The sequence below is a fragment of the Mycolicibacterium fluoranthenivorans genome, from assembly GCF_011758805.1.
GTDB lineage: Bacteria > Actinomycetota > Actinomycetes > Mycobacteriales > Mycobacteriaceae > Mycobacterium > Mycobacterium fluoranthenivorans.
In genome coordinates this window covers 3481850-3501236 of record NZ_JAANOW010000001.1, presented here as the reverse complement: position 1 = coordinate 3501236, position 19387 = coordinate 3481850, and the positions used below count along the sequence as shown (strand labels likewise).

The following is a 19387-nucleotide window of genomic DNA, read 5'->3' as shown; positions in this document are numbered from 1 at the left end:
GTCGAAACCGTGGGCTTCCACGGGTGCCTGTGGCACGGGATCCCTTTCGCTAAATCGGCGCAGCACTGTGCATTGCGCCGGGAAGACTCAATGGTAGCGTGCCCTGCCCGCGGCCCGGGCTCACCAACCGCTGGGTAGCGGATGCCCCTCGGCGAACCCGGCCGCCGACTGCACCCCGAGGATCACCTTGTCGTGCAGCTCGGGCAGGGACGCGGCGCCGACGTACGTGCAGGTGCTGCGCACACCCGAGGTGATGTGGTCGAGCAGGTCCTCCACACCGCCGCGGGCCGGATCCAGCGCCATCCGCGAGGTCGAGATGCCCTCCTCGAACAACGCTTTACGGGCCCGGTCGAACGCGCCGTCACCGGCTGTACGTGCGGCGACGGCCCGCTTGGACGCCATGCCGTAGCTCTCCTTGTACGGCAGGCCGTCGCGGTCGCGCAGCAGATCGCCCGGGGATTCGTAGGTGCCGGCGAACCACGAACCGATCATCACGTTCGACGCGCCCGCGGCCAGCGCGAGCGCCACGTCGCGGGGATGGCGCACACCGCCGTCGGCCCACGCGTGTGCGCCGAGTTCCCTTGCTGCAGCGGCACATTCGACGACAGCGGAGAACTGGGGACGTCCGACGCCGGTCATCATCCGGGTGGTACACATGGCGCCGGGGCCGACCCCGACCTTGACGATGGTGGCGCCGGCGTTGATCAGGTCGCGGGTGCCGGAGGCGGACACCACATTGCCCGCCACGATGGGCAGGCCGAGGTCGAGGGCCGCGACCGTGGCGATCGCGTCCAGCATCTTGGCCTGGTGGCCGTGGGCGGTATCGATGACGAGAAGGTCGACACCGACCTCGGCCAGCCCGCGTGCCTTGGCACCGACGTCGCCGTTGATCCCGACCGCGGCGGCAATGCGCAACCGGCCGCGGCTGTCGACGGCGGGGGCGTAGATCCCGGCGCGGATGGCTCCGGTGCGGGTGAGCACGCCGGCGAGTTCGCCGTCGGGCCCGGTGAGCACCGCGACACCGACGGGCGCGTGCTCGAGCAGATCGAACACCTTGCGCGGGTCGGTGCCGACGGGTGCGGTGACGAAATCGGTCAGCGCGACATCCTGGACCCGGGCGAACCTGTCGACGCCGGCGCAGCCGGCCTCGGTGATCAGGCCGACCGGGCGATTGCGGTCGACCACGACCGCGGCGCCGTGGGCCCGCTTGTGAATCAGCGCCATGGCATCGGATACCGCGCTGTCGGGGGCCAGGGTGACCGGGGTGTCGGCCACCAGGTCCCGGCTCTTGACGAAGTCGACCGTCCCGGCGACCGCGGGCAGCGGCACATCCTGTGGCAGCACGACGATTCCGCCTCGGCGGGCCACCGTCTCGGCCATCCGGCGACCGGCGACCGCGGTCATGTTGGCGACCACCACCGGGATGGTGGTGCCGGAACCGTCGACGGTCGACAGATCGACGTCGAACCGGGACGCGACATCGGTACGTCCCGGCACGACGAAGACGTCGTTGTAGGTCAGGTCATAGGGCGGCGTGTGTCCAGGCAAGAACTTCATCGAAACCTCACGTGCCCAGTCTAGGTTTCCGCGCGCTCAGGCCTCGACCTCGCTGCGGTCCCCGCTCCACAGGGTGTGGAACTTCTGGCCCTCGGGCGCATCGGTGCGGCCGTAGGTGTGCGCGCCGAAGAAGTCCCGCAGCCCCTGGGTCAGGGCCGCGGGCAGCCGCTCGGTGCGCAGCGCGTCGTAGTAGGACAGGGCCGAGGCGAAGCCGGGAACCGGGATGCCCAGTTCGGTGGCCTTGACCACCACCCGCCGCCAGCTGTCGATCCCGGCTTCGACCGCGTCGCGGAAGTACGGCGCCGCGATCAGGGTGGCCAGGTCGGGATCGTCGTCGTAGGCCTCCTTGATCCGATTGAGGAACTTGGCCCGGATGATGCAGCCGCCGCGCCAGATGGTGGCCATATCGCCCAGGGTGATGCCCCAGTTGTATTCGGCGCTGCCGGCCTGAATCTGGTTGAACCCCTGGGCGTACGCGATGATCTTCGAGGCGTACAGCGCCTTGCGCACGTCCTCGATGAACTGCGGTGCATCGGTGGGTGCGGCCCCGAGTTCGCCGGACGCCAGGCCCTGCCCTTTCCCGTCGCTTCGCTCGCCCCGGAAGGCGGCCTTGCGCTGGGCGACCGAACCCGACAGCGCGCGGGCGAACACGGCCTCGGCGATACCGGTCACCGGCACACCGAGATCGAGCGCGGATTTGACCGTCCAGCGGCCGGTGCCCTTCTGCTCGGCCTCGTCCACGATGACGTCGACCAGCGGCTTGCCGGTCTTGGCGTCCACTTGGCGCAGGACCTCGGCGGTGATTTCCACCAGGTAGCTGTCCAGATCGCCCTTGTTCCACTCACTGAACACATCGGCGATCTGGCCGGCCTCCAGGCCCAGCCCGTCGCGCAGCAGTTGGTAGGCCTCGCCGATCAACTGCATATCGGAGTACTCGATACCGTTGTGCACCATCTTGACGAAGTGGCCGGCTCCGTCGGGACCGATGTGGGTGCAGCACGGCACGCCGTCGACGTGGGCGGAGATCTCCTCCAGCAGGGGGCCCAGCGACTTGTAGGACTCGGCCGGTCCGCCGGGCATGATCGACGGTCCGTTGAGGGCGCCTTCTTCGCCGCCGGAGATCCCGGCACCCACGAAGTGCAGGCCGCGTTCGCGGATCGCCTTCTCGCGGCGGATGGTGTCGGTGTAGAGCGCGTTGCCGCCGTCGATGATGATGTCGCCCGGCTCCATGGCGTCGGCCAGCTCGTTGATGACGGCATCGGTCGGGTCGCCGGCCTTGACCATGATGATCACCCGGCGTGGTTTCTCCAGGGCGTCAAGGAATTCGGCAATCGTCTCGCTGCGCACGAACGTGCCCTCGGAGCCGTGCTCGGCCAGCAGCGCGTCGGTCTTGGCGATCGACCGGTTGTGCAGCGCCACGGTGTAGCCGTGGTGGGCGAAGTTGCGGGCGAGATTGGAGCCCATCACGGCCAGGCCGGTGACTCCAATTTGGGCGGTGCCGGTTTGGGTCATGCAGACGCCTTTCGTTGTTTTGTTGTGCGACGCGCTCGATGGAACAGGGGCGGTGCTGCGCGGAAATTCCTGCCTAGTTGGCGAACAACCGGTGCAACTCGGTCAGCCACGGGATGGCCAGCGCGAGCGTGGGCAGTACCAGGATGGCCGCCGCGCTCAGGTAGGCCGCCACCGCCAGCACCAGACTATTGCCCTCGCCACCGAGCCGCCGGACGCGCAGTACCGTCGTCGGTCCGCCGGCGGCCAGCGCACCCGAGGGGGTCCGGCCGGCGGCGCAGGCGACCAGCGCGCGGGCCAGGGGAGTCGGCCCGGTGACTCGGACGGCGGCGTCGTCGGCGAGCAGTTCGATGAGCAGCCGGACGGCGTCGAGGGCGTTGGCGCTACGGACGAACCGCGGAAACGCCGCGTGCACCGCGGTGAACATCTCCAGCACCAGGTCGTGGCGGGCTCGCAGGTGGGCACTCTCGTGGCTGAGGATGGCGTCGATCTCGGCTTCGGACAGGGAGGTCAGGGCGCCCTCGCTGACGACGACCCGGCTGCGCACCCCGGGCAGGCAGTAGGCCATCGGTTGGGCCACACCGAGCACGCGCAGGCCACTGGGGCGCCGCGCCGGTGCCGGGATGGCGTCGCGGGTAAGGCCCACCAGGTCGACCAGCATGCGGTGGTGCGCGCGGCGCCGCCGGGTGGCGACGGCGACGGCGAGCACCGACACGATGAGCCGGGCGCCGATCATCAGGGTCACGGCGAACACGGCGACGTAGAGCAGCCACAGGGGCCAACCCAGGGCGACGATCTCGCTGGTCAGGGTGGCGGTCGGCTTACCGTCCGGTCCGGGCACCAACAGCCTGCTGGCGATCGCGATACCGGCGGAGAAGGCCGACAGGACGGCGGCCAGTGCGATGGCCTGCCAGAGCACGATGGCGGCGCGGGGAGCGCGTTGTGGCCAGGACGCACGCGCGAGCAGCGCCGGCACGGGACCGACGAGCAACAACGCGACGATGGAGAAGGCCAGCGCGGACACGCCGCTAGTGTCTCTCAGCCGGTGGTCGAATTACCAGCGGGCGGCGCAATATCGTGCTTGGCCTCCAACTCGGCCAGTGCACGGCGCAGCGCGGCGGCTTCACCGGCGCCCACTCGTTCGACGAAATGCACCAGGGCGGCCTCGCGGCTGCCGGAGTCGGCGGCCTGGTCCAGCGCATCGACCATGAGGCCCGCGACCAGCTCGTCGCGACCGTGGGTGGGGGCGTAGCGGTGCGCCCGGTCATCGCGATGCTGGATGACCAGATTCTTCTTCGCCAGCCGCTGTAGCACGGTCATGATCGTCGTATAGGCGAGATCGCGGCGTGCCGCGAGCGCCTCGTGCACCTGCCGGACCGTCTGCGGCTCGCGCGAGGTCCATAGGTGGTCCATCACCTCACGCTCGAGTTCACCGAGCCGCGTCAACTTGGCCATATTCCGTTCCACTCCTGAGCAATCAAACAAGCCTACTACGCGTTTACTACCGAGCGTCGTATCCGATTTCCGTGCCTGGTCCAACGTGTGGGACTGCGCCCTCCGTTCCCGGTCGCGCGGCGTTTCCGTGTGGTCTGTGAGTCGAGTCACAGGTCTTGGCCTCCCCGTTTGTGTGACTATAGTAAGGCTAACCTAACCGAACGAGGAGGTGCGGATGACGGTCGTGGTCGACGACCCGCTGATTGCCCGGATGTCGATTCGGCGGGCCCTGCCGCTGCATGAATCGAGCCGGCGGCTTCGCGAGTTGTATCCGGAGTGTCCGCGTGTCTACGGCGTCGCCGTGATGGGCGATCTGTCCCGGCGACGTTGGTGGCCGCTGGCGGAAGTGCTCACGACCGACCGTCTGCAGCACATGTTCGACGCGGCGGTGGCCGAGACCGACAGCCGTGCGGCGGTGGCCCAGCAGTTGGCCGCCACCCTGGCCCACGTCGTGGTCGGCCGGGTGGTCCCGCTGATCGTGCTGGAGGGCCGGGCCTGGGACACGGGACTGGAGAACCTGTGGGTGCACGTCGATTCCGAGGGCGCCATCGACTGGGTGGGTGTGGTCGATCCGACGCTGCGCGCGCTGCCCGATGACCCGCACCTGGCCACCCGCTCGAGTGTGGGCGCGGTGCGCACCACCCGGGACGGGATCGTGATGCTGCCCAGTGAGGGGGCGCTCACGACATGGGTGGCCCATCGCAGTCACCGCGCCTTGAGCCCGCTGTTCGCCAAGCTCGTCGAGGTGACCGAGGGGGCGATGCCCGTCGCCGCCATGTGGAACGTGGTCGGCACGGCCGTGGTCAGTGCCGCCACTCAGGTGCCGTTGCTGGCCGGCTCCAGTGAGCTGACGAGCATGCGCCGCAGTCAGGCCATCCTGGACGCGCTCGTCGGATTCGGTCTGCCGGTCCGCGGCACGAGCCGGATGCCGATGGGGAAGGCCTTGCAAAATTAGGCAAGCCTTGCCTACTATGTCTGTGCGAGGCTAACGGACCGAGCCGGAGTCCTGAGGGCTGCAGAGACCCCCGGTCCACTCGAAGGATGGGCCCCGCGCACACCGTGCGCGGGGCCCATCCGCATTTCGGTCTGCGGTCCGTGTAGACAAGAGTGCTGTGACGGCACCTGGACTCGACACCCTCGGCAAGGGCTTCGACAACGAACTCGGACTGAAGTATCTGGAGGTCACGCCCGACGGCGGACGCGCCCAGCTGACGATCACCGACAAGGTGCTCCAGCCATGGGGCATCGTGCACGGCGGTGTGTACTGCGCGATCGTGGAGAGCCTGGCCAGTGTCTCCGGCCACGTCTGGCTCGCCGAGCACGGCGGCGGCACCGTGGTCGGGGTCAACAACAACACCGACTTCCTGCGCGCCATCAGCTCCGGCACGGTCACCGCGGTCTCCACGCCGATCCACCGGGGGCGACGCCAGCAACTGTGGCTCATCACCATCACCGACGAGAACGACAAGCTGGTCGCCCGCGGGCAGGTCCGGCTGCAGAACGTCGAAGGGTAGACGCGGGCGACAAACCCGATCGATTGCCATGAGCGCTGCTGATTGCCGCGCGCCATGGCAATATCGCGCACTATGCGTTTAACGCCGCATGAACAAGAGCGGTTACTCATCTCCTACGCGGCCGACCTGGCACGGCGACGTCAGGCGCGCGGTCTGAAGCTCAACCACCCCGAGACGGTGGCGCTGATCACCGATCACATCCTCGAAGGTGCCCGCGACGGGCGCTCGGTGGCCGAACTCATGGTCAGCGGACGCGATGTGCTCACCCGCGAGCAGGTGATGGAGGGTGTGCCGGAGATGTTGCACGACGTGCAGGTCGAGGCGACCTTCCCCGACGGCACCAAGCTGGTCACCGTCCACCATCCGATTCCATGAGGCGGTCCCATGATTCCCGCAAGTGAGAAGCCGGAGGCGGATCACGCATGATTCCCGCAAGTGAGAAGCCGGAGGCGGATCACGCATGATTCCCGCAAGTGAGAAGCCGGAGGCGGATCACGCATGATTCCCGGCGAATTCCTCTACGGCGACGGCGAGATCGCGCTCAACGCCGACGCGCCGCGGTTGACCATCGACGTCGTCAACACCGGTGACCGTCCGGTCCAGGTGGGCAGCCACGTGCACCTGCCCCAGGCCAACGCCGCGCTCGACTTCGATCGTGCCGCCGCGCACGGGCACCGACTCGACATCCCGGCCGGTACTGCCGTCCGATTCGAACCCGGCATCGCCCAACGGGTTTCGTTGGTCCCGCTGAGCGGCACCCGCGAGGTGTACGGGCTGTCCCTGACCCCGCCCGGCAGATTGGACCCGCACCAGTGAGCTCACTGTCCCGCGAGCGCTACGCCGCACTGTTCGGTCCCACCACCGGCGACCGGATCCGGCTGGCCGATACCGACCTGCTCATCGAGATCACCGAGGATCGTAGCGGTGGGCCCGGCCTGGCCGGTGACGAGGCGGTGTTCGGGGGCGGCAAGGTGCTGCGCGAATCGATGGGGCAGTCCAGGGCGACCAGGGCCGAAGGGGCACCCGACACCGTCATCACCGGCGTGGTCATCCTGGACCACTGGGGAATCGTCAAGGCCGATGTCGGCATTCGCGACGGCCGGATCGTGGCGATCGGTAAGGCGGGTAACCCCGACATCATGTCCGGGGTGCACCCGGACCTCGTCGTCGGTCCGTCCACCGAGATCATCGCGGGCAACGGCCGCATCCTCACCGCCGGGGCCATCGACTGCCACGTCCACCTGATCTGCCCGCAGATCATGGAGGAAGCTCTCGGCGGGGGGATCACCACCATCATCGCCGGGGGTACCGGACCTGCCGAGGGCAGCAAGGCGACCACCGTCACCCCCGGGTCCTGGCACCTGGCCCGGATGCTGGAATCGCTGGATTCCTGGCCACTGAACGTGGCACTGCTGGGTAAGGGCAACACCGTCAGCGCCGAGGCCATGTGGGAGCAATTACGTGGTGGCGCAGCCGGATTCAAACTGCATGAGGATTGGGGCACCACGCCGGCCGCCATCGATGCGTGCCTGACGGTGTCCGAGGCCGCCGGCGTGCAGGCCAACATCCACACCGACACCCTCAACGAGGCCGGTTTCGTCGAGGACACCCTGGCCGCCATCAAGGGCCGCGGCATCCACGCGTATCACACCGAAGGCGCCGGCGGTGGCCACGCACCGGACATCGTCACCGTCGCCTCGCACCCGAATGTGCTGCCGAGTTCGACGAATCCCACCCGGCCGCACACGGTCAACACCCTCGACGAGCATCTGGACATGCTGATGGTGTGCCACCACCTGAACCCCAGCATCCCGGAGGATCTGGCCTTCGCGGAGAGCCGGATCCGGCCGTCGACGATCGCCGCCGAAGATCTGCTGCACGATATCGGCGCCATCTCGATGATCGGCAGTGACGCCCAGGCGATGGGCCGCATCGGCGAGGTGGTGCTGCGTACCTGGCAGACCGCCCATGTGATGAAGAAGCGCCGCGGCGCGCTCAGCGGAGACATCGCCGGCGCCAAGGGAAATGACAACCACCGTGCCCGGCGTTATGTCGCCAAGTACACGATCTGCCCGGCCGTCGCGCACGGCCTGGATGACGAGATCGGCTCCGTCGAGGTCGGCAAGCTCGCCGACCTGGTGCTGTGGGAACCCGCGTTCTTCGGTGTCCGCCCGCACGCGGTGCTCAAGGGCGGGATGATCGCCTGGGCGGCCATGGGGGATGCCAATGCGTCGATCCCGACGCCGCAGCCCGTGCTGCCCCGGCCGATGTTCGGCGCGACTCCGGTCGCGGCCGCCGCCACCTCGGTGCATTTCGTGGCCCCGCAGGCCATCGAGGACGGACTGGCCGACCGCCTGGACATCCGACGAAAACTGGTGGCGGTCAAGAATGTCCGCAAGATCGGCAAGGCGGATATGCCGCTCAACGATGCGCTGCCGCGCATCGAGGTCGATCCGGACACCTTCACGGTGCGTATCGACGGTGACGTGTGGGCCGAACAGCCCGCGGCCGAACTTCCCATGGCGCAGCGCTACTTCCTGTTCTGATGAGTTTCGATTTCCCGTCGCTTGGTTCGCCCGGGTTGGCAACCCTTCTGGCACTGGCGGATTCACGGTTGCCGACCGGCGGGCACGTGCATTCCGGTGGTATGGAAGAGGCGATCACCGCCGGGCTGGTGATCGACCTGGCGACGTTGCGCGCCTACCTGCGGCGCCGGATCCGCAGTCAGGGTCTGGTGACCGCGTCGCTGGCGGTGGCGGTGCAGACGGGCACACTGACCGTCGCGGTCGCCGATGCCGAAACCGACGCCCGCACCCCGGCACCCGCCGCGCGGGCGGCCTCCCGGGCGCAAGGACGCGGATTGACCAGGTTGGCCAAGCGCGTGTGGCCCGACCATGATTGGCGGCCGGTGGGCGCCAAACCACATCTTGCGGTGGCCGCCGGCGTCGTCGGCGTGGCAGCTTCGGTGGCCCCCGAGCACACGGCGCTGTCGCTGGTCTACACGACGATGACCGGCTCGGCGACTGCGGCGCAGCGACTGCTGGCCCTGGACCCGGCCGATGTCGCGGCACTGACCTTCGAACTGTCGCCATTGTGTGAGCAGACCGCTGCTGCGGCGGTCAAGGAGCTCGCCGACTTGTCCGACCCCCTGCTCGACGTGCTCGCCCAACAGCACGCCGCACGCGAGCGACCCCTGTTTGTTTCCTGAAGTTCGAGAGCTGATGAGGACCGATATGCCACCGCATTTCATCGACGGACAACCGCACAGTCACTCCGACCGGCCCAAGCGGGTACGGCACGCGGGGGAGCCGCTGCGCATCGGCATCGGGGGGCCGGTCGGCTCCGGTAAGACCGCGCTGACCGCCGCCCTGTGCCGGCAGCTGCGCGACGAGCTGTCGCTGGCGGTGCTGACCAACGACATCTACACCACCGAGGACGCCGACTTCCTGCGCCGCCACGCCGTGCTGCCCGACGAACGCATCGCGGCCGTGCAGACCGGCGGCTGCCCGCACACCGCCATCCGCGACGACATCACCGCCAATCTCGACGCGATCGACGATCTGATCGAGACGAATCCGGGTCTGGATCTCATCCTCGTCGAATCCGGTGGCGACAACCTCACGGCCACCTTCTCCTCAGGTCTGATCGACGTGCAGATCTTCGTCATCGACGTCGCCGGTGGGGACAAGGTGCCGCGTAAGGGCGGCCCAGGGGTGACGTTCTCAGATCTGTTGGTGATCAACAAGACCGATCTCGCTCCGATGGTCGGGGCGGATCTGGAGGTGATGCGCCGGGACTCCACCACGGTGCGGGGAGACCGGCCGTTCGTCCTCATCTCGCTCACCGAGGATCCCACCGCAGGCCCGGTGCTGCGCTGGGTGCACGAACAACTGCAGGTTCCGGTCTCGGGCTAGCCCGTGCATTCCGACATCCTGCTGGTGGCACGGCCCGACCGCGGTCCGCGCATCGAATGCAGTGGCGCACTGGCGGCTCGTCGAACCGCCGCCGACACCGTGCATCTGCTGTCCGCGGCGGCCACCCCGCTCGGGGGTGACACCATTTCCGTGCGGATCGTGGTGGAGGCCGGGGCCCGGCTTCGGGTGCGGTCGGCGGCGGCCACGATGGTGCTCCCCAGTGCGACCACCGTCGAGTCGCACAGTGCATGGGACTTGCAGGTGGACGGCGAACTCGATCTGGACCTGCAACCCACCGTCATCGCGGGCGGCTCCCGCCATGCGGCGGGGACCCGGCTCCGATTGGGAACGACGGGCCGGGTCAGGGTGCGCGAAAGCGTCCAGATCGGCAGATCGGGGGAGTCCGACGGGTATTGGACGGGAGCGCTGCACGCCGATGTGGACGGTGTGCCGCTGCTGCGGCACCGCGTCGAGTTGGGTGCGGCGACGGTGGCCGATGACGAACTCGGCAGTCCCCGCGCATGCGTCAGCGAATTGCGGTACCCGCAAACCAGTTTCGAGAGCCCGGGCACGGTCCTCGAACTGGCCGCGGGTGGCTGCCTGGCGACGTGGCAGGGCGCGCGGCTCTGACCGATTCCCCCCGCCGCCGGACCGGTTAGCTCGCCCGCTCCTGTTCGACCGCCGCGGCGATCTCCTCGAGCTGGTCGATTCTGGTGCGGGCGTAGGCCTGCTGCTCGGTGATGGTCAGCTGACCGCGCTGCCGGCTCAGGAATGTCACCGCCCACGACAACAGCGTGGCGACCTTGGTCTTGAAGCCGACCAGGTAGATCAGGTGCAGCCCCAGCCAGGCCAGCCAGGCGATGAAACCACTGAACTCCAGCTTGCCGACCTTGGCCACCGCATTCCACTTCGACACCGTGGCCATCGAGCCCTTGTCGAAGTACTTGAACGGCACGCGCGGCTTGGGGATGGTGCCGTGCTGTCGGGCCTTGGACTCGTTCTTCAGGATGGCCGCGACGTACTTGCCGCCCTGGATGGCGCCCTGCGCCATCCCCGGGACGCCCTCGACGAAGGCCATATCGCCGATGACGAAGACATTGGGGTGGCCCGGGATCGACAGGTCGGGGTTGACCTTGACGCGCCCGGCCCGGTCGATCTCGGTATCGGACTGCGCCGCCAGCTCCTTGCCCAGCGGGCTGGCCTGCACACCGGCCGACCACACCTTGCACGCCGATTCGATACGCCGGATCGACCCGTCCTTGTCCTTAACGGTGATGCCATTGCGGTCGACGTCGGTGACCATCGCGTTGAGCTGGATCTCGACGCCCATCTTCTCCAGGCGCTCCTTGGCCCGCAGGCCCAGCTTCTCGCCCATCGGCGGGAGCACGGCCGGTGCGGCGTCGAGCAGGATGACGTGCGCCTCGGTCGGGTCGATGTGCCGGAAGCTGCCCTTGAGTGTCTGGTCGGCCAGCTCCTGGATCTGGCCGGCCATCTCCACGCCGGTCGGGCCGGCGCCGACGACGACGAACGTCAGCAACTTCTTGCGGCGTTCGGGGTCGCTGGACCGCTCGGCCTGCTCGAAGGCGCCGAGGATGCGGCCGCGCAATTCCAGCGCATCGTCGATGGTCTTCATACCGGGCGCCCACTCCGCGAAGTGGTCGTTACCGAAGTAGGACTGTCCCGCGCCGGCCGCCAGGATCAGCGTGTCGTAGGGGGTGCTGTAGGTGTGGCCCAGCAGAACCGACTCGACCGTCTTGCGCTCGAGATCGACATGCGTGACATCACCGAGCAGCACCTGCGCATTGTCCTGCTTGCGCAGGATGAGGCGCGTCGGCGGCGCGATCTCACCTTCGGAGATGATGCCGGTGGCGACTTGGTAGAGCAGCGGCTGAAACAGGTGATGCGTGGTGCGCGCGATCAACTTGATGTCGACGTCGGCGCCCTTGAGCGCCTGCGCGGCGTTCAATCCACCGAACCCCGAGCCGACGATGACGACCTTATGCCGATCCGATGCCGTAGCTCCGGGGTGGCTCATTGCTGCTCCTAGCGGACGTACTTTGTCAATACAACCTCTAGGGTAGTCGGTACCGATTCAGTCAGTGCGGTGAGATGGCGCACTGCACTGACTGTTCACCCCCGGGTCGCTTCGCTCCTGCCCCTTGGGCCTGTTCACCCCGAGTCGCTTCGCTCCTGCCCCTTGGGCCTGTTCACCCCCGGGTCGCTTCGCTCCTGCCCCTTGGGCCTGTTCACCCCGCGATCAGTGGCCGCAGCGCCTCGCCCACCGCCGCCACGCCACCGGGGGTGTAACCACCGATGGTGAAGGCGCTCAGGATGACGCCGTCGACGCCCGCGTCGTACACCTTCTCCTTGAGCTGCTCGGCCACCTGCTCGGGTGCGCCGTACACCGCCTGCTGCTTGAACTCGTCCGGGATGATGTCCGCGGTGTACTGCTCGCCGATGAGGGCGATCGCCAGCACGCTGGTCTCCAGCGTCGCCGGGTCGCGGTCGATCTTCTCGCAGTTCTCCTTGACCACAGCCACCTTGCGGGGCAACTCGTCGAAGCCGGCGATGATGTTGAGGTGGTCGAAGTGCCGGGCCGCCAGCGGGATCGTCTTCTTCTCGCCGCTGCCGCCGATCATCAGCGGAATGTGGTCGCGGAAGCGGGGATTCGCGAAGGCTTCCTGAGTCTTGTAATAGGTGCCGTCGAATGTGACGCGGTCGCCTTTGAGCATCGGCAGGATGATCTCGAGCGCCTCGTCGAGCTTCTTGAACCGCTCGGTGAACGTACCGAACTCGTAGCCGAGGCTGTCGTGTTCCAACTCGAACCAGCCGGTCCCGATGCCCAGGATGGCGCGGCCCTGGCTGATCACGTCCAGGGTGGTGATGGCTTTGGCCAGCAGCGTGGGGTTGCGGTAGGTGTTACCGGTCACCAAGGTGCCCAGCTGCACCTTCTCGGTGGCAGTGGCCAGGGCGCCGAGGGTGGTGTACGCCTCGAGCATCGGCTCCTCGGGGGCACCGAGGCCGGGTAGTTGGTAGAGGTGGTCCATCACGAAGACGGAGTCGAACCCGGCCTGTTCGGCCTCACGCGCCTGCGCGATGACGGTGGGGAAAAGTTCGGAAACGCCTGTGCCGTAGGAGAAATTGGGGATCTGAAGTCCGAGTCGAATCGCCATGGGACTTACGTAACCACACCGAAGCGGAGAGGGCACCCCGTTTAGCTGCGGGCGAACGCGGGAATATCTCAGCCGAAATTGGCGAGCGCGCCCTGGCTCACGTGCAGTGTCTGTCCGGTGATGTGCCGGGCTGACTGGGTGGTGAGGAACAGCGCCAACCGCGTGATCTCGTCGGCGACCGACGGTGTCGTCTCGGCCGCACCGTCGTACCCGGGCTCGGCGCTCTTGCCCGTGGCCACCGCGTTCACGGTGATCCCACGGATTCCGTAATGGGCCGCCTGGCCGGCGGTCCAGTTCGACAGCGCGGCCTTGATCGCGGCGTCGGCGCTGCCCTCGCCCGGACTGCCGGGAACGACGTTGATGATCGATCCGCCCGAGCTCAGCTGATCGCCGAGCACCTGGACGGTCAACACCGCGGACAGCAGCGTCGCGTCGAGCGTCTGGCGCCAGGCCGCGGCGCGGTCGGCAAGGGTGAAGGTGCGCGGGTCTTTGGCCACCTGTGCCGGCGCGGGCACGTTGACGATGCAGTCCAGGTGCAGGGGAAACGCTTCGCGCGCTGCTTCGAGGCTGGCCGGATCGGTGTTGTCGACGACCACGAAACTCGCATCGAGCTCTTTGGCGAGGACTTCGAGATCGTCGCGGCGAACACCCGCGAGCACCACGTTGTGGCCCTCATCCCGGAAGCCGGTGGCGACCACGCGGCCGAGCTCGGTATCGCCGCCGGTGAGCAGCACCTCCATGTGGTTACCTCCTTGTTCAGCGCTGAACACAGCGAGTCGAAACGATGTTACTGGACAGTAGCTAGGCCGCGAAATCTGACGCGCCACATGAGCCCGCCGGCTGCTGGTCGGTCGCCTAGGGTTTGGCCCATGGGGCTGCCGCGCTGGATCTACCTGCCGGCCGCGGTGGGCACCCTGTTCGTGCTGCTGCCGCTGGTGGCGATGGCGGCGAAGGTCGATTGGCTGCACTTCTGGTCGCTGATCACCAGCCGCGCCTCGTTGACCGCGCTGGAACTGAGCCTGCGGACCTCCGCCGCGAGCACGGCGATATGTGTGGTGTTGGGCGTCCCCATGGCGCTCGTCCTGGCCCGGAGCCGGTCTCGACTGATCGGGGCGCTCCGGCCGGTGATCTTGCTTCCGCTGGTGTTGCCACCCGTCGTGGGCGGAATCGCGCTGCTGTACGCGTTCGGCCGGCTGGGTCTGCTCGGTCGCTATCTGGAGGCAGCCGGTGTCCAGATCGCGTTCACCACAGTGGCGGTGGTGCTGGCGCAGACCTTCGTCTCGCTGCCGTTCCTGGTGATCGCCCTGGAGGGGGCGGTGCGCACCACGGGCGCCGACTACGAGGCGGTCGCGGCGACGCTCGGAGCCCGCCCGACCACGGTGTGGCGGCGGGTCACGCTGCCCTTGCTCGCGCCCGGTCTGCTGTCCGGCTCGGTGCTGGCCTTCGCGCGGTCCCTGGGTGAATTCGGTGCGACGCTGACCTTCGCCGGATCGCGGGAGGGTGTCACCCGAACCCTGCCGCTGGAGATCTACCTGCAGCGGGAGAGTGACGCCGACGCAGCGGTGGCGCTGTCGGTGCTGCTGGTGCTGGTGGCGGCACTGGTGGTGGTCGGACTCGGCGCGCGGCGGTTGCGGCCCACCTCATGGCAGGCCACATGAGCGGGCTCGAGGTCAGCGTGCAGGTCACCGGCCGGGATGTTCGGCTCGACCTCACCGTCGCCGCGGGTCAGGTGCTCGCCGTTCTCGGCCCCAACGGGGCGGGTAAATCGACGCTGCTGCATGTGTTGGCCGGTGTGGTGCGGCCCGACCACGGGACGGTGCGCGTCGGTGGCCGGACGCTGACCGACTGCGTCGGCGGTGTCCACGTGGCGACCCATGACCGGCGGGTCGGGTTGCTGATGCAGGAGGCGTTGCTGTTCCCACACCTGAACGTACGAGACAACGTTGCGTTCGGCCCGCGCAGTGGAAAACGGTTGCCCCTCAGGGATTCTCGGGATGTAGCCGAATCGTGGCTGACCGAGGTGGGGGTCGGTGAGCTGGCCGGGCGGATGCCGCGTCAGCTGTCCGGGGGACAGGCGCAGCGGGTCGCGCTGGCGCGGGCACTGGCCGCCGAACCCGACCTGCTGTTGCTCGACGAGCCGATGGCCGGTCTGGACGTATCGGTGGCGACGGCGATACGTGCCGTCCTTCGCCGGGTGCTCACCCGAGACGGACGGACGGCGATCCTGGTCACCCACGACCTTCTGGATGTGGTGGCGCTCGCCGATCAGGTGGCGGTCGTGGAGGCGGGCCGGCTGGTGGAGTTCGGTCCCGTCGCGCAGATCCTCGCCGCTCCGCGCAGCGTGTTCGGTGCCCGGTTCGCCGGGGTGAATCTGGTCCGCGGGCGCTGGCAGGCGGACGGGGCGCTGCGTACCGACTGGGATACGCACTGGCACGGCTGCCCGGAGTCCGGGATGGCGGCCGGTGATCCGGCGGTGGCGGTGTTCGCGCCGGCGGCGGTGGCGGTCTACCGCGAGGTGCCGCACGGTAGCCCGCGCAATGCGGTGGAGGTGACGGTGGCCGAGCTGGACAGCCGTGGACCGTCGATCCGGGTGCGGGCCACGCCGCAGCCCGACGGCGCGCCGGGTCTGGCGGCCGATATCACCGCAGAGGCGGCCGCCGAATTGCGACTGGCGCCGGGGGAGCGGGTGTTCTTCACGGTGAAGGCACAGGAACTGAGAATCCAGCCGGCGTCGTAACAGCCCGCTCGATGGCGGCGAAATACCGGATGAAACCCACCCCGTCGGCACGGGGTGGCGTAGCCATGGCCGCATCCGGACAGCTACATGTGGTAATGCACTTTGTCACGAGTTTCCTTGCGGTCAGCTACTTCCCAGATGGGCACTATAAGAGCAACTCACACTTGCGTCACGGCTGTAACACGGTATTTTCGTCCCCATGGATCAGCCGGACGCGCGCTCGTCACACCGCAAGCGCTTATCGACCGCACTGGCGATTGCGGCTGCGGCCGCACTGACGCTCCCCATCGCGGTGTCCCATGCCGACCCGGTACCCCCGGCCCCGACGCCCGCGCCGGCACCTGCGGACCCGAATGCGACACCGGCGCCCCCGCCTGTGCCCGCCGACCCGAACGCCACACCGGCACCCGCGCCCGTGGATCCCAACGCACCCCCGGTCGATCCGAACGCGCCGGCCCCACCGCCGCCCCCTGCGCCGGAGCCGGGCCGGGTCGACAATGCGGCCGGTGGTTTCAGCTACATCGTGCCGCCCGGCTGGAAGGTGGCCGACGCCACCCAGCTGTCCTACGGCCAGGCGCTGCTGACCAAGATTCCGCCCGCCGGCACCGAGCCCGCGCCCGCCCAGGGCACCGCAGCGCAGCCGGCCAACGACACCAGCGTGCTGCTCGGCCGTCTGGACCTGAAGCTGTTCGCCGGCGCCGAATCCGACAACTCGAAGGCGGCCGCGCGGCTGGCTTCCGATATGGGCGAGTTCTTCATGCCGTTCCCCGGCACCCGGATCGGCCAGGAGACGACACCGCTGGCCGCGGGCGATATGACGGGCTCCGCGTCCTACTACGAGGTGAAGTTCACCGACACGACCAAGCCGACCGGTCAGATCTGGGCCGGCGTCGTCGGTGCGCCCAACCCGGCCGGCGTGCCGCGCGGCCAGCGTGCACCCTCGCGCTGGTTCGTCGTGTGGCTGGGCACCGCCAACCACCCCGTGGACAAAGCCGCCGCCACCGCGCTGGCACAGTCCATCCGCCCCTGGAGTCCGCCGCCGCCGCCGCCGGCGCCGGACCCGAATGCGCCGCCACCGCCGGTCGATCCCAACGCACCGCCGGCCAGGCCGGGTGTCGGCGTGCCGGTGCCCGTCACGGACGCACCGCCGGAGATGATGCCGCAGGGCTGATATTTGCCTAACGTGCCCGTTTCGCAGGTCTAATCGTTACCGGCGACTGGTACTCCAAGAAGACGGGCCGAACCGCAGGGGTGGCCAGCTTGGAGGAGTGACATGGTGACGATGGTTGCGGCGACTCAGTACCTTGCGTTCGCGCCGCCGACGGCGGTCGGCTGGATCAGTTACGTCATCATCGGCGGGATTGCCGGATGGCTGGCAGGCAAGATCGTCAAGGGCAGTGGGCAGGGAATCCTGCTCAACATCCTGGTCGGTGTCGTCGGTGGATTCCTCGGCGGCTTCTTGCTCGAGACGCTGGGCGTGGATGTGATCGCTGGCCGCCGGTGGTTCACGTTCTTTACTGCGCTGATCGGTGCAGTCATCCTGTTGTGGATAGTCGGGCTGGTCAGAAAGAAAAACTGACTGCTCACAGGGCGGCCAGCACGCCGCGCAGGGCGGCGTTGAGACTCGCCGGCCCGGGTCGGTAGAACGGCCCGCGGCCGTCGGCCAGCAGGATGCGCAAGCGGGCCATGCCGCGAACGCGTACCGGTTGCGGCCCACGCAGCCGGCATGTCAGCTCGTCGATCAGGTCCGCAGCGGCGTACAACGCTGCCGCGTGCACCGGGACCCGGAAACTGACGCCTCCTGCACTGGATCGCCGGGTCGGGGTCAGTGCGTCGGCCAACTGCTCGCGCTCGCTGCGCGACGTGATCCGCCGCATGTGCGCCGCCAGCGGGCTGTCGGCGATCACCACGGCGCCGGGGGTGGCGCGTTCGATCTGCTGATCCCACCGGGCGGCGAACATCCGGGCGCGGATACGCGTCCCGACTCCGATGTGGACGCGCCTGCTTGTCCGCGGCTCAACCGAGGTCGTCATCATCGGTATCCCTTCCCGCGAACGTGACCTACAAAGACGCTATACCGGTCATGGATGACCAGTCAACATGTTTTGCCGGTCACTTTGGGAGTAGGCTGCCGAGCGTGCAGTGGTATGGCGATGTCGAGGCGAAGCCCGCCCCGGGTCCGTTGCGCCGGGTGCAGGCGTTCATCAACACACTGGACCGGGAGAGCGGGCAGGACCGCCTGGCGGATCCGGCCGATGCGGCGGAGTGGCTGATCGCTGCGGGTCTACTCGACGACGGTGCCGTACCGGGCAGGGCTGATCTCGCGGTCCTGGCGGAGGTACGGGAAAGCTTGCGGGCGTTGGTGATTCACAACACCGGTGGACCGGCGCCGACCGCAGCGCAGCTGGATCCGCTGCGCCGGTTGGCGGCGGGTGCGCCTGCCCGGCTCGTCGTCGGGGATGCCGGCGCGGTGGAGGTGGCGCCGGTGGGCAGCTCGGTACCGGACCGGCTACTGGGCCTGCTACTGATCGTGGCGGACGCGCAGCGGGACGGCAGCTGGGTGCATCTGAAGAGCTGCGCCAACGAAGACTGCCGGTGGGCGTTCTACGACCGCTCGCGCAACCACGGCGGCACGTGGTGCGATATGGCCAGCTGCGGTAACAAGCTCAAGAACCGCGAGTTCCGGGCGCGCCGGCGGAGCCGCTAGAACGACGCGTGCCAGACCAGCGCCGCGGCCAGCGCTCCCATCCCGTTCAGGGACCAGTGCAAGGCGATCGGCGCGAGCAGGCTACCGCTTCGCCGGCGCAGCCAGGTGAACACGAATCCGGCGGCAGTGGTGGCCACCACGGCGCCGACCACACCCGCGACCATACCGAACACGCCGCCGCCGAGGAGGTGGCTGAATCCGGCATTACCGCTGGTCAGGCCGAGCGAACTGGCGATATGCCACAGGCCGAAGAGCAGCGATCCGGCGGCGGCGACCCCGCGAAAACCCCAGGCCCGGTCCAGCGCACCGTGCAGCACACCGCGGAAGGCCAGTTCCTCGGGGATGACGGTCTGCAGCGGGATGATGATCATCGAGGCGATCAGGGCGCCGGAGACGGTCGCGTAGTGGTTGTTCATGAACATCGGCCGGGTCCACGGCAGCGCGACACCGATGGCGATGACCGCCAGCACGATGCCGATCGCGGCCGCGGCGTAGCGGGCGCCGGAGCGCCAGTGTTCGCGCCCCAGGCCCAGTTCGGCCCAGCCCAGCCCGCGGGCGCGCACCAGCGCCACCAGGGCGATCGCCGCGGCGGGCACCGTCGCGATATTGGCCCAGGGGGTCGTGAAGTGGGCGATGAGATTGGTGGCGACCAGGACGATCACCACGACCGCCAGGTCGATGTAGACGCGGGCGTGGTGCAGCGCCGACAGAGTTCCCACCAGTGGATGGGCTGGAGGGGAGATCGGTGAGGCCACCACGCCGAGGTCAGACATCGTTCTCCA

Annotated in this window: 22 protein-coding genes; 13 read left to right on the top strand and 9 right to left on the bottom strand. The window is 68.4% G+C overall.

Annotated features, from left to right (window positions below; all coding sequences use genetic code 11):
* Nucleotides 1-120: 120 nt before the first annotated feature.
* The 4 genes from FHU31_RS17035 to FHU31_RS17020 form a co-directional block, all read right to left on the bottom strand.
* Nucleotides 121-1557: a GuaB1 family IMP dehydrogenase-related protein gene (locus FHU31_RS17035; RefSeq protein WP_167160131.1), complete on the bottom strand. Its 1437-nt coding sequence runs from the start codon at nucleotides 1555-1557 to the stop codon at nucleotides 121-123.
* A 36-nt stretch (nucleotides 1558-1593) separates the two neighbouring features.
* Nucleotides 1594-3069, bottom strand: coding sequence for an NADP-dependent phosphogluconate dehydrogenase (gndA, locus tag FHU31_RS17030; RefSeq protein ID WP_167160129.1), 1476 nt, complete (start codon nucleotides 3067-3069; stop codon nucleotides 1594-1596).
* 73 nt (nucleotides 3070-3142) lie between these two features.
* Nucleotides 3143-4090, bottom strand: coding sequence for a M56 family metallopeptidase (locus FHU31_RS17025; RefSeq protein WP_167160127.1), 948 nt, complete (start codon nucleotides 4088-4090; stop codon nucleotides 3143-3145).
* A gap of 14 nt (nucleotides 4091-4104) precedes the next feature.
* Nucleotides 4105-4521, bottom strand: a complete 417-nt coding sequence (locus tag FHU31_RS17020; protein WP_090360880.1) for a BlaI/MecI/CopY family transcriptional regulator — start codon at nucleotides 4519-4521, stop codon at nucleotides 4105-4107.
* Between the two features lie 214 nt (nucleotides 4522-4735).
* Here FHU31_RS17020 and FHU31_RS17015 point away from each other — a divergent pair, with 214 nt between their 5' ends.
* The 8 genes from FHU31_RS17015 (at nucleotide 4736) to FHU31_RS16980 (ending at nucleotide 10618) form a co-directional block, all read left to right on the top strand.
* Nucleotides 4736-5515, top strand: coding sequence for an iron reductase (locus tag FHU31_RS17015; protein WP_167160125.1), 780 nt, complete (start codon nucleotides 4736-4738; stop codon nucleotides 5513-5515).
* 157 nt (nucleotides 5516-5672) lie between these two features.
* Nucleotides 5673-6074, top strand: coding sequence for a PaaI family thioesterase (locus FHU31_RS17010; protein WP_167160123.1), 402 nt, complete (start codon nucleotides 5673-5675; stop codon nucleotides 6072-6074).
* 72 nt (nucleotides 6075-6146) lie between these two features.
* Entirely contained in the window at nucleotides 6147-6449 is a 303-nt protein-coding gene (locus FHU31_RS17005) for an urease subunit gamma (protein ID WP_090360872.1), read from the top strand.
* Nucleotides 6450-6572: 123 nt separating this feature from the next.
* Nucleotides 6573-6890 (top strand): urease subunit beta, encoded by a 318-nt coding sequence (locus FHU31_RS17000; RefSeq protein WP_167160121.1) that lies wholly within the window; start codon nucleotides 6573-6575, stop codon nucleotides 6888-6890.
* The gene (locus FHU31_RS16995) at nucleotides 6887-8620 is read left to right on the top strand and encodes an urease subunit alpha (protein WP_167160119.1); all 1734 of its coding nucleotides are present in this window, start codon (nucleotides 6887-6889) and stop codon (nucleotides 8618-8620) included. The genes FHU31_RS17000 and FHU31_RS16995 overlap by 4 nt, the downstream gene beginning before the upstream one ends.
* A complete protein-coding gene (locus tag FHU31_RS16990) occupies nucleotides 8620-9282 on the top strand; it encodes an urease accessory protein UreF (protein WP_167160117.1) in 663 nt (220 codons plus the stop codon). The genes FHU31_RS16995 and FHU31_RS16990 overlap by 1 nt, the downstream gene beginning before the upstream one ends.
* A gap of 25 nt (nucleotides 9283-9307) precedes the next feature.
* Entirely contained in the window at nucleotides 9308-9988 is a 681-nt protein-coding gene (gene ureG, locus FHU31_RS16985) for an urease accessory protein UreG (RefSeq protein WP_167161116.1), read from the top strand.
* 3 nt (nucleotides 9989-9991) lie between these two features.
* Nucleotides 9992-10618, top strand: coding sequence for an urease accessory protein UreD (locus FHU31_RS16980; protein WP_167160115.1), 627 nt, complete (start codon nucleotides 9992-9994; stop codon nucleotides 10616-10618).
* Between the two features lie 25 nt (nucleotides 10619-10643).
* On the opposite strand, the gene FHU31_RS16975 is transcribed toward FHU31_RS16980, so the two are convergent.
* The 3 genes from FHU31_RS16975 to FHU31_RS16965 all read right to left on the bottom strand — a co-directional run bounded on the left by FHU31_RS16975 (nucleotide 10644) and on the right by FHU31_RS16965 (nucleotide 13901).
* On the bottom strand, nucleotides 10644-12023 hold the full coding sequence (locus tag FHU31_RS16975; RefSeq protein ID WP_167160113.1) for a type II NADH:quinone oxidoreductase Ndh: 1380 nt from the start codon (nucleotides 12021-12023) through the stop codon (nucleotides 10644-10646).
* 211 nt (nucleotides 12024-12234) lie between these two features.
* Nucleotides 12235-13161, bottom strand: coding sequence for an LLM class F420-dependent oxidoreductase (locus FHU31_RS16970; protein ID WP_167160111.1), 927 nt, complete (start codon nucleotides 13159-13161; stop codon nucleotides 12235-12237).
* Nucleotides 13162-13229: 68 nt separating this feature from the next.
* Nucleotides 13230-13901: an SDR family oxidoreductase gene (locus FHU31_RS16965; RefSeq protein WP_167160109.1), complete on the bottom strand. Its 672-nt coding sequence runs from the start codon at nucleotides 13899-13901 to the stop codon at nucleotides 13230-13232.
* Nucleotides 13902-14030: 129 nt separating this feature from the next.
* Here FHU31_RS16965 and FHU31_RS16960 point away from each other — a divergent pair, with 129 nt between their 5' ends.
* The 4 genes from FHU31_RS16960 (at nucleotide 14031) to FHU31_RS16945 (ending at nucleotide 17477) form a co-directional block, all read left to right on the top strand.
* Entirely contained in the window at nucleotides 14031-14819 is a 789-nt protein-coding gene (locus FHU31_RS16960; RefSeq protein ID WP_167160107.1) for an ABC transporter permease, read from the top strand.
* Entirely contained in the window at nucleotides 14816-15898 is a 1083-nt protein-coding gene (locus FHU31_RS16955; RefSeq protein WP_208410265.1) for a sulfate/molybdate ABC transporter ATP-binding protein, read from the top strand. The genes FHU31_RS16960 and FHU31_RS16955 overlap by 4 nt, the downstream gene beginning before the upstream one ends.
* Nucleotides 15899-16097: 199 nt before the next feature.
* A complete protein-coding gene (locus FHU31_RS16950; RefSeq protein ID WP_167160103.1) occupies nucleotides 16098-17069 on the top strand; it encodes an APA family fibronectin-binding glycoprotein in 972 nt (323 codons plus the stop codon).
* Between the two features lie 102 nt (nucleotides 17070-17171).
* Nucleotides 17172-17477, top strand: a complete 306-nt coding sequence (locus FHU31_RS16945; protein WP_208410264.1) for a GlsB/YeaQ/YmgE family stress response membrane protein — start codon at nucleotides 17172-17174, stop codon at nucleotides 17475-17477.
* 4 nt (nucleotides 17478-17481) lie between these two features.
* On the opposite strand, the gene FHU31_RS16940 is transcribed toward FHU31_RS16945, so the two are convergent.
* Nucleotides 17482-17931 (bottom strand): hypothetical protein, encoded by a 450-nt coding sequence (locus FHU31_RS16940; RefSeq protein WP_167160101.1) that lies wholly within the window; start codon nucleotides 17929-17931, stop codon nucleotides 17482-17484.
* 104 nt (nucleotides 17932-18035) lie between these two features.
* On the opposite strand from FHU31_RS16940, the gene FHU31_RS16935 reads away from it, so the two are divergent.
* Nucleotides 18036-18605: a CGNR zinc finger domain-containing protein gene (locus tag FHU31_RS16935; RefSeq protein WP_308206713.1), complete on the top strand. Its 570-nt coding sequence runs from the start codon at nucleotides 18036-18038 to the stop codon at nucleotides 18603-18605.
* On the opposite strand, the gene FHU31_RS16930 is transcribed toward FHU31_RS16935, so the two are convergent.
* Entirely contained in the window at nucleotides 18602-19378 is a 777-nt protein-coding gene (locus tag FHU31_RS16930; RefSeq protein WP_167160097.1) for a CPBP family intramembrane glutamic endopeptidase, read from the bottom strand. The two genes, FHU31_RS16935 and FHU31_RS16930, sit on opposite strands and share 4 nt — an antisense overlap.
* Nucleotides 19379-19387 lie beyond the last annotated feature (9 nt).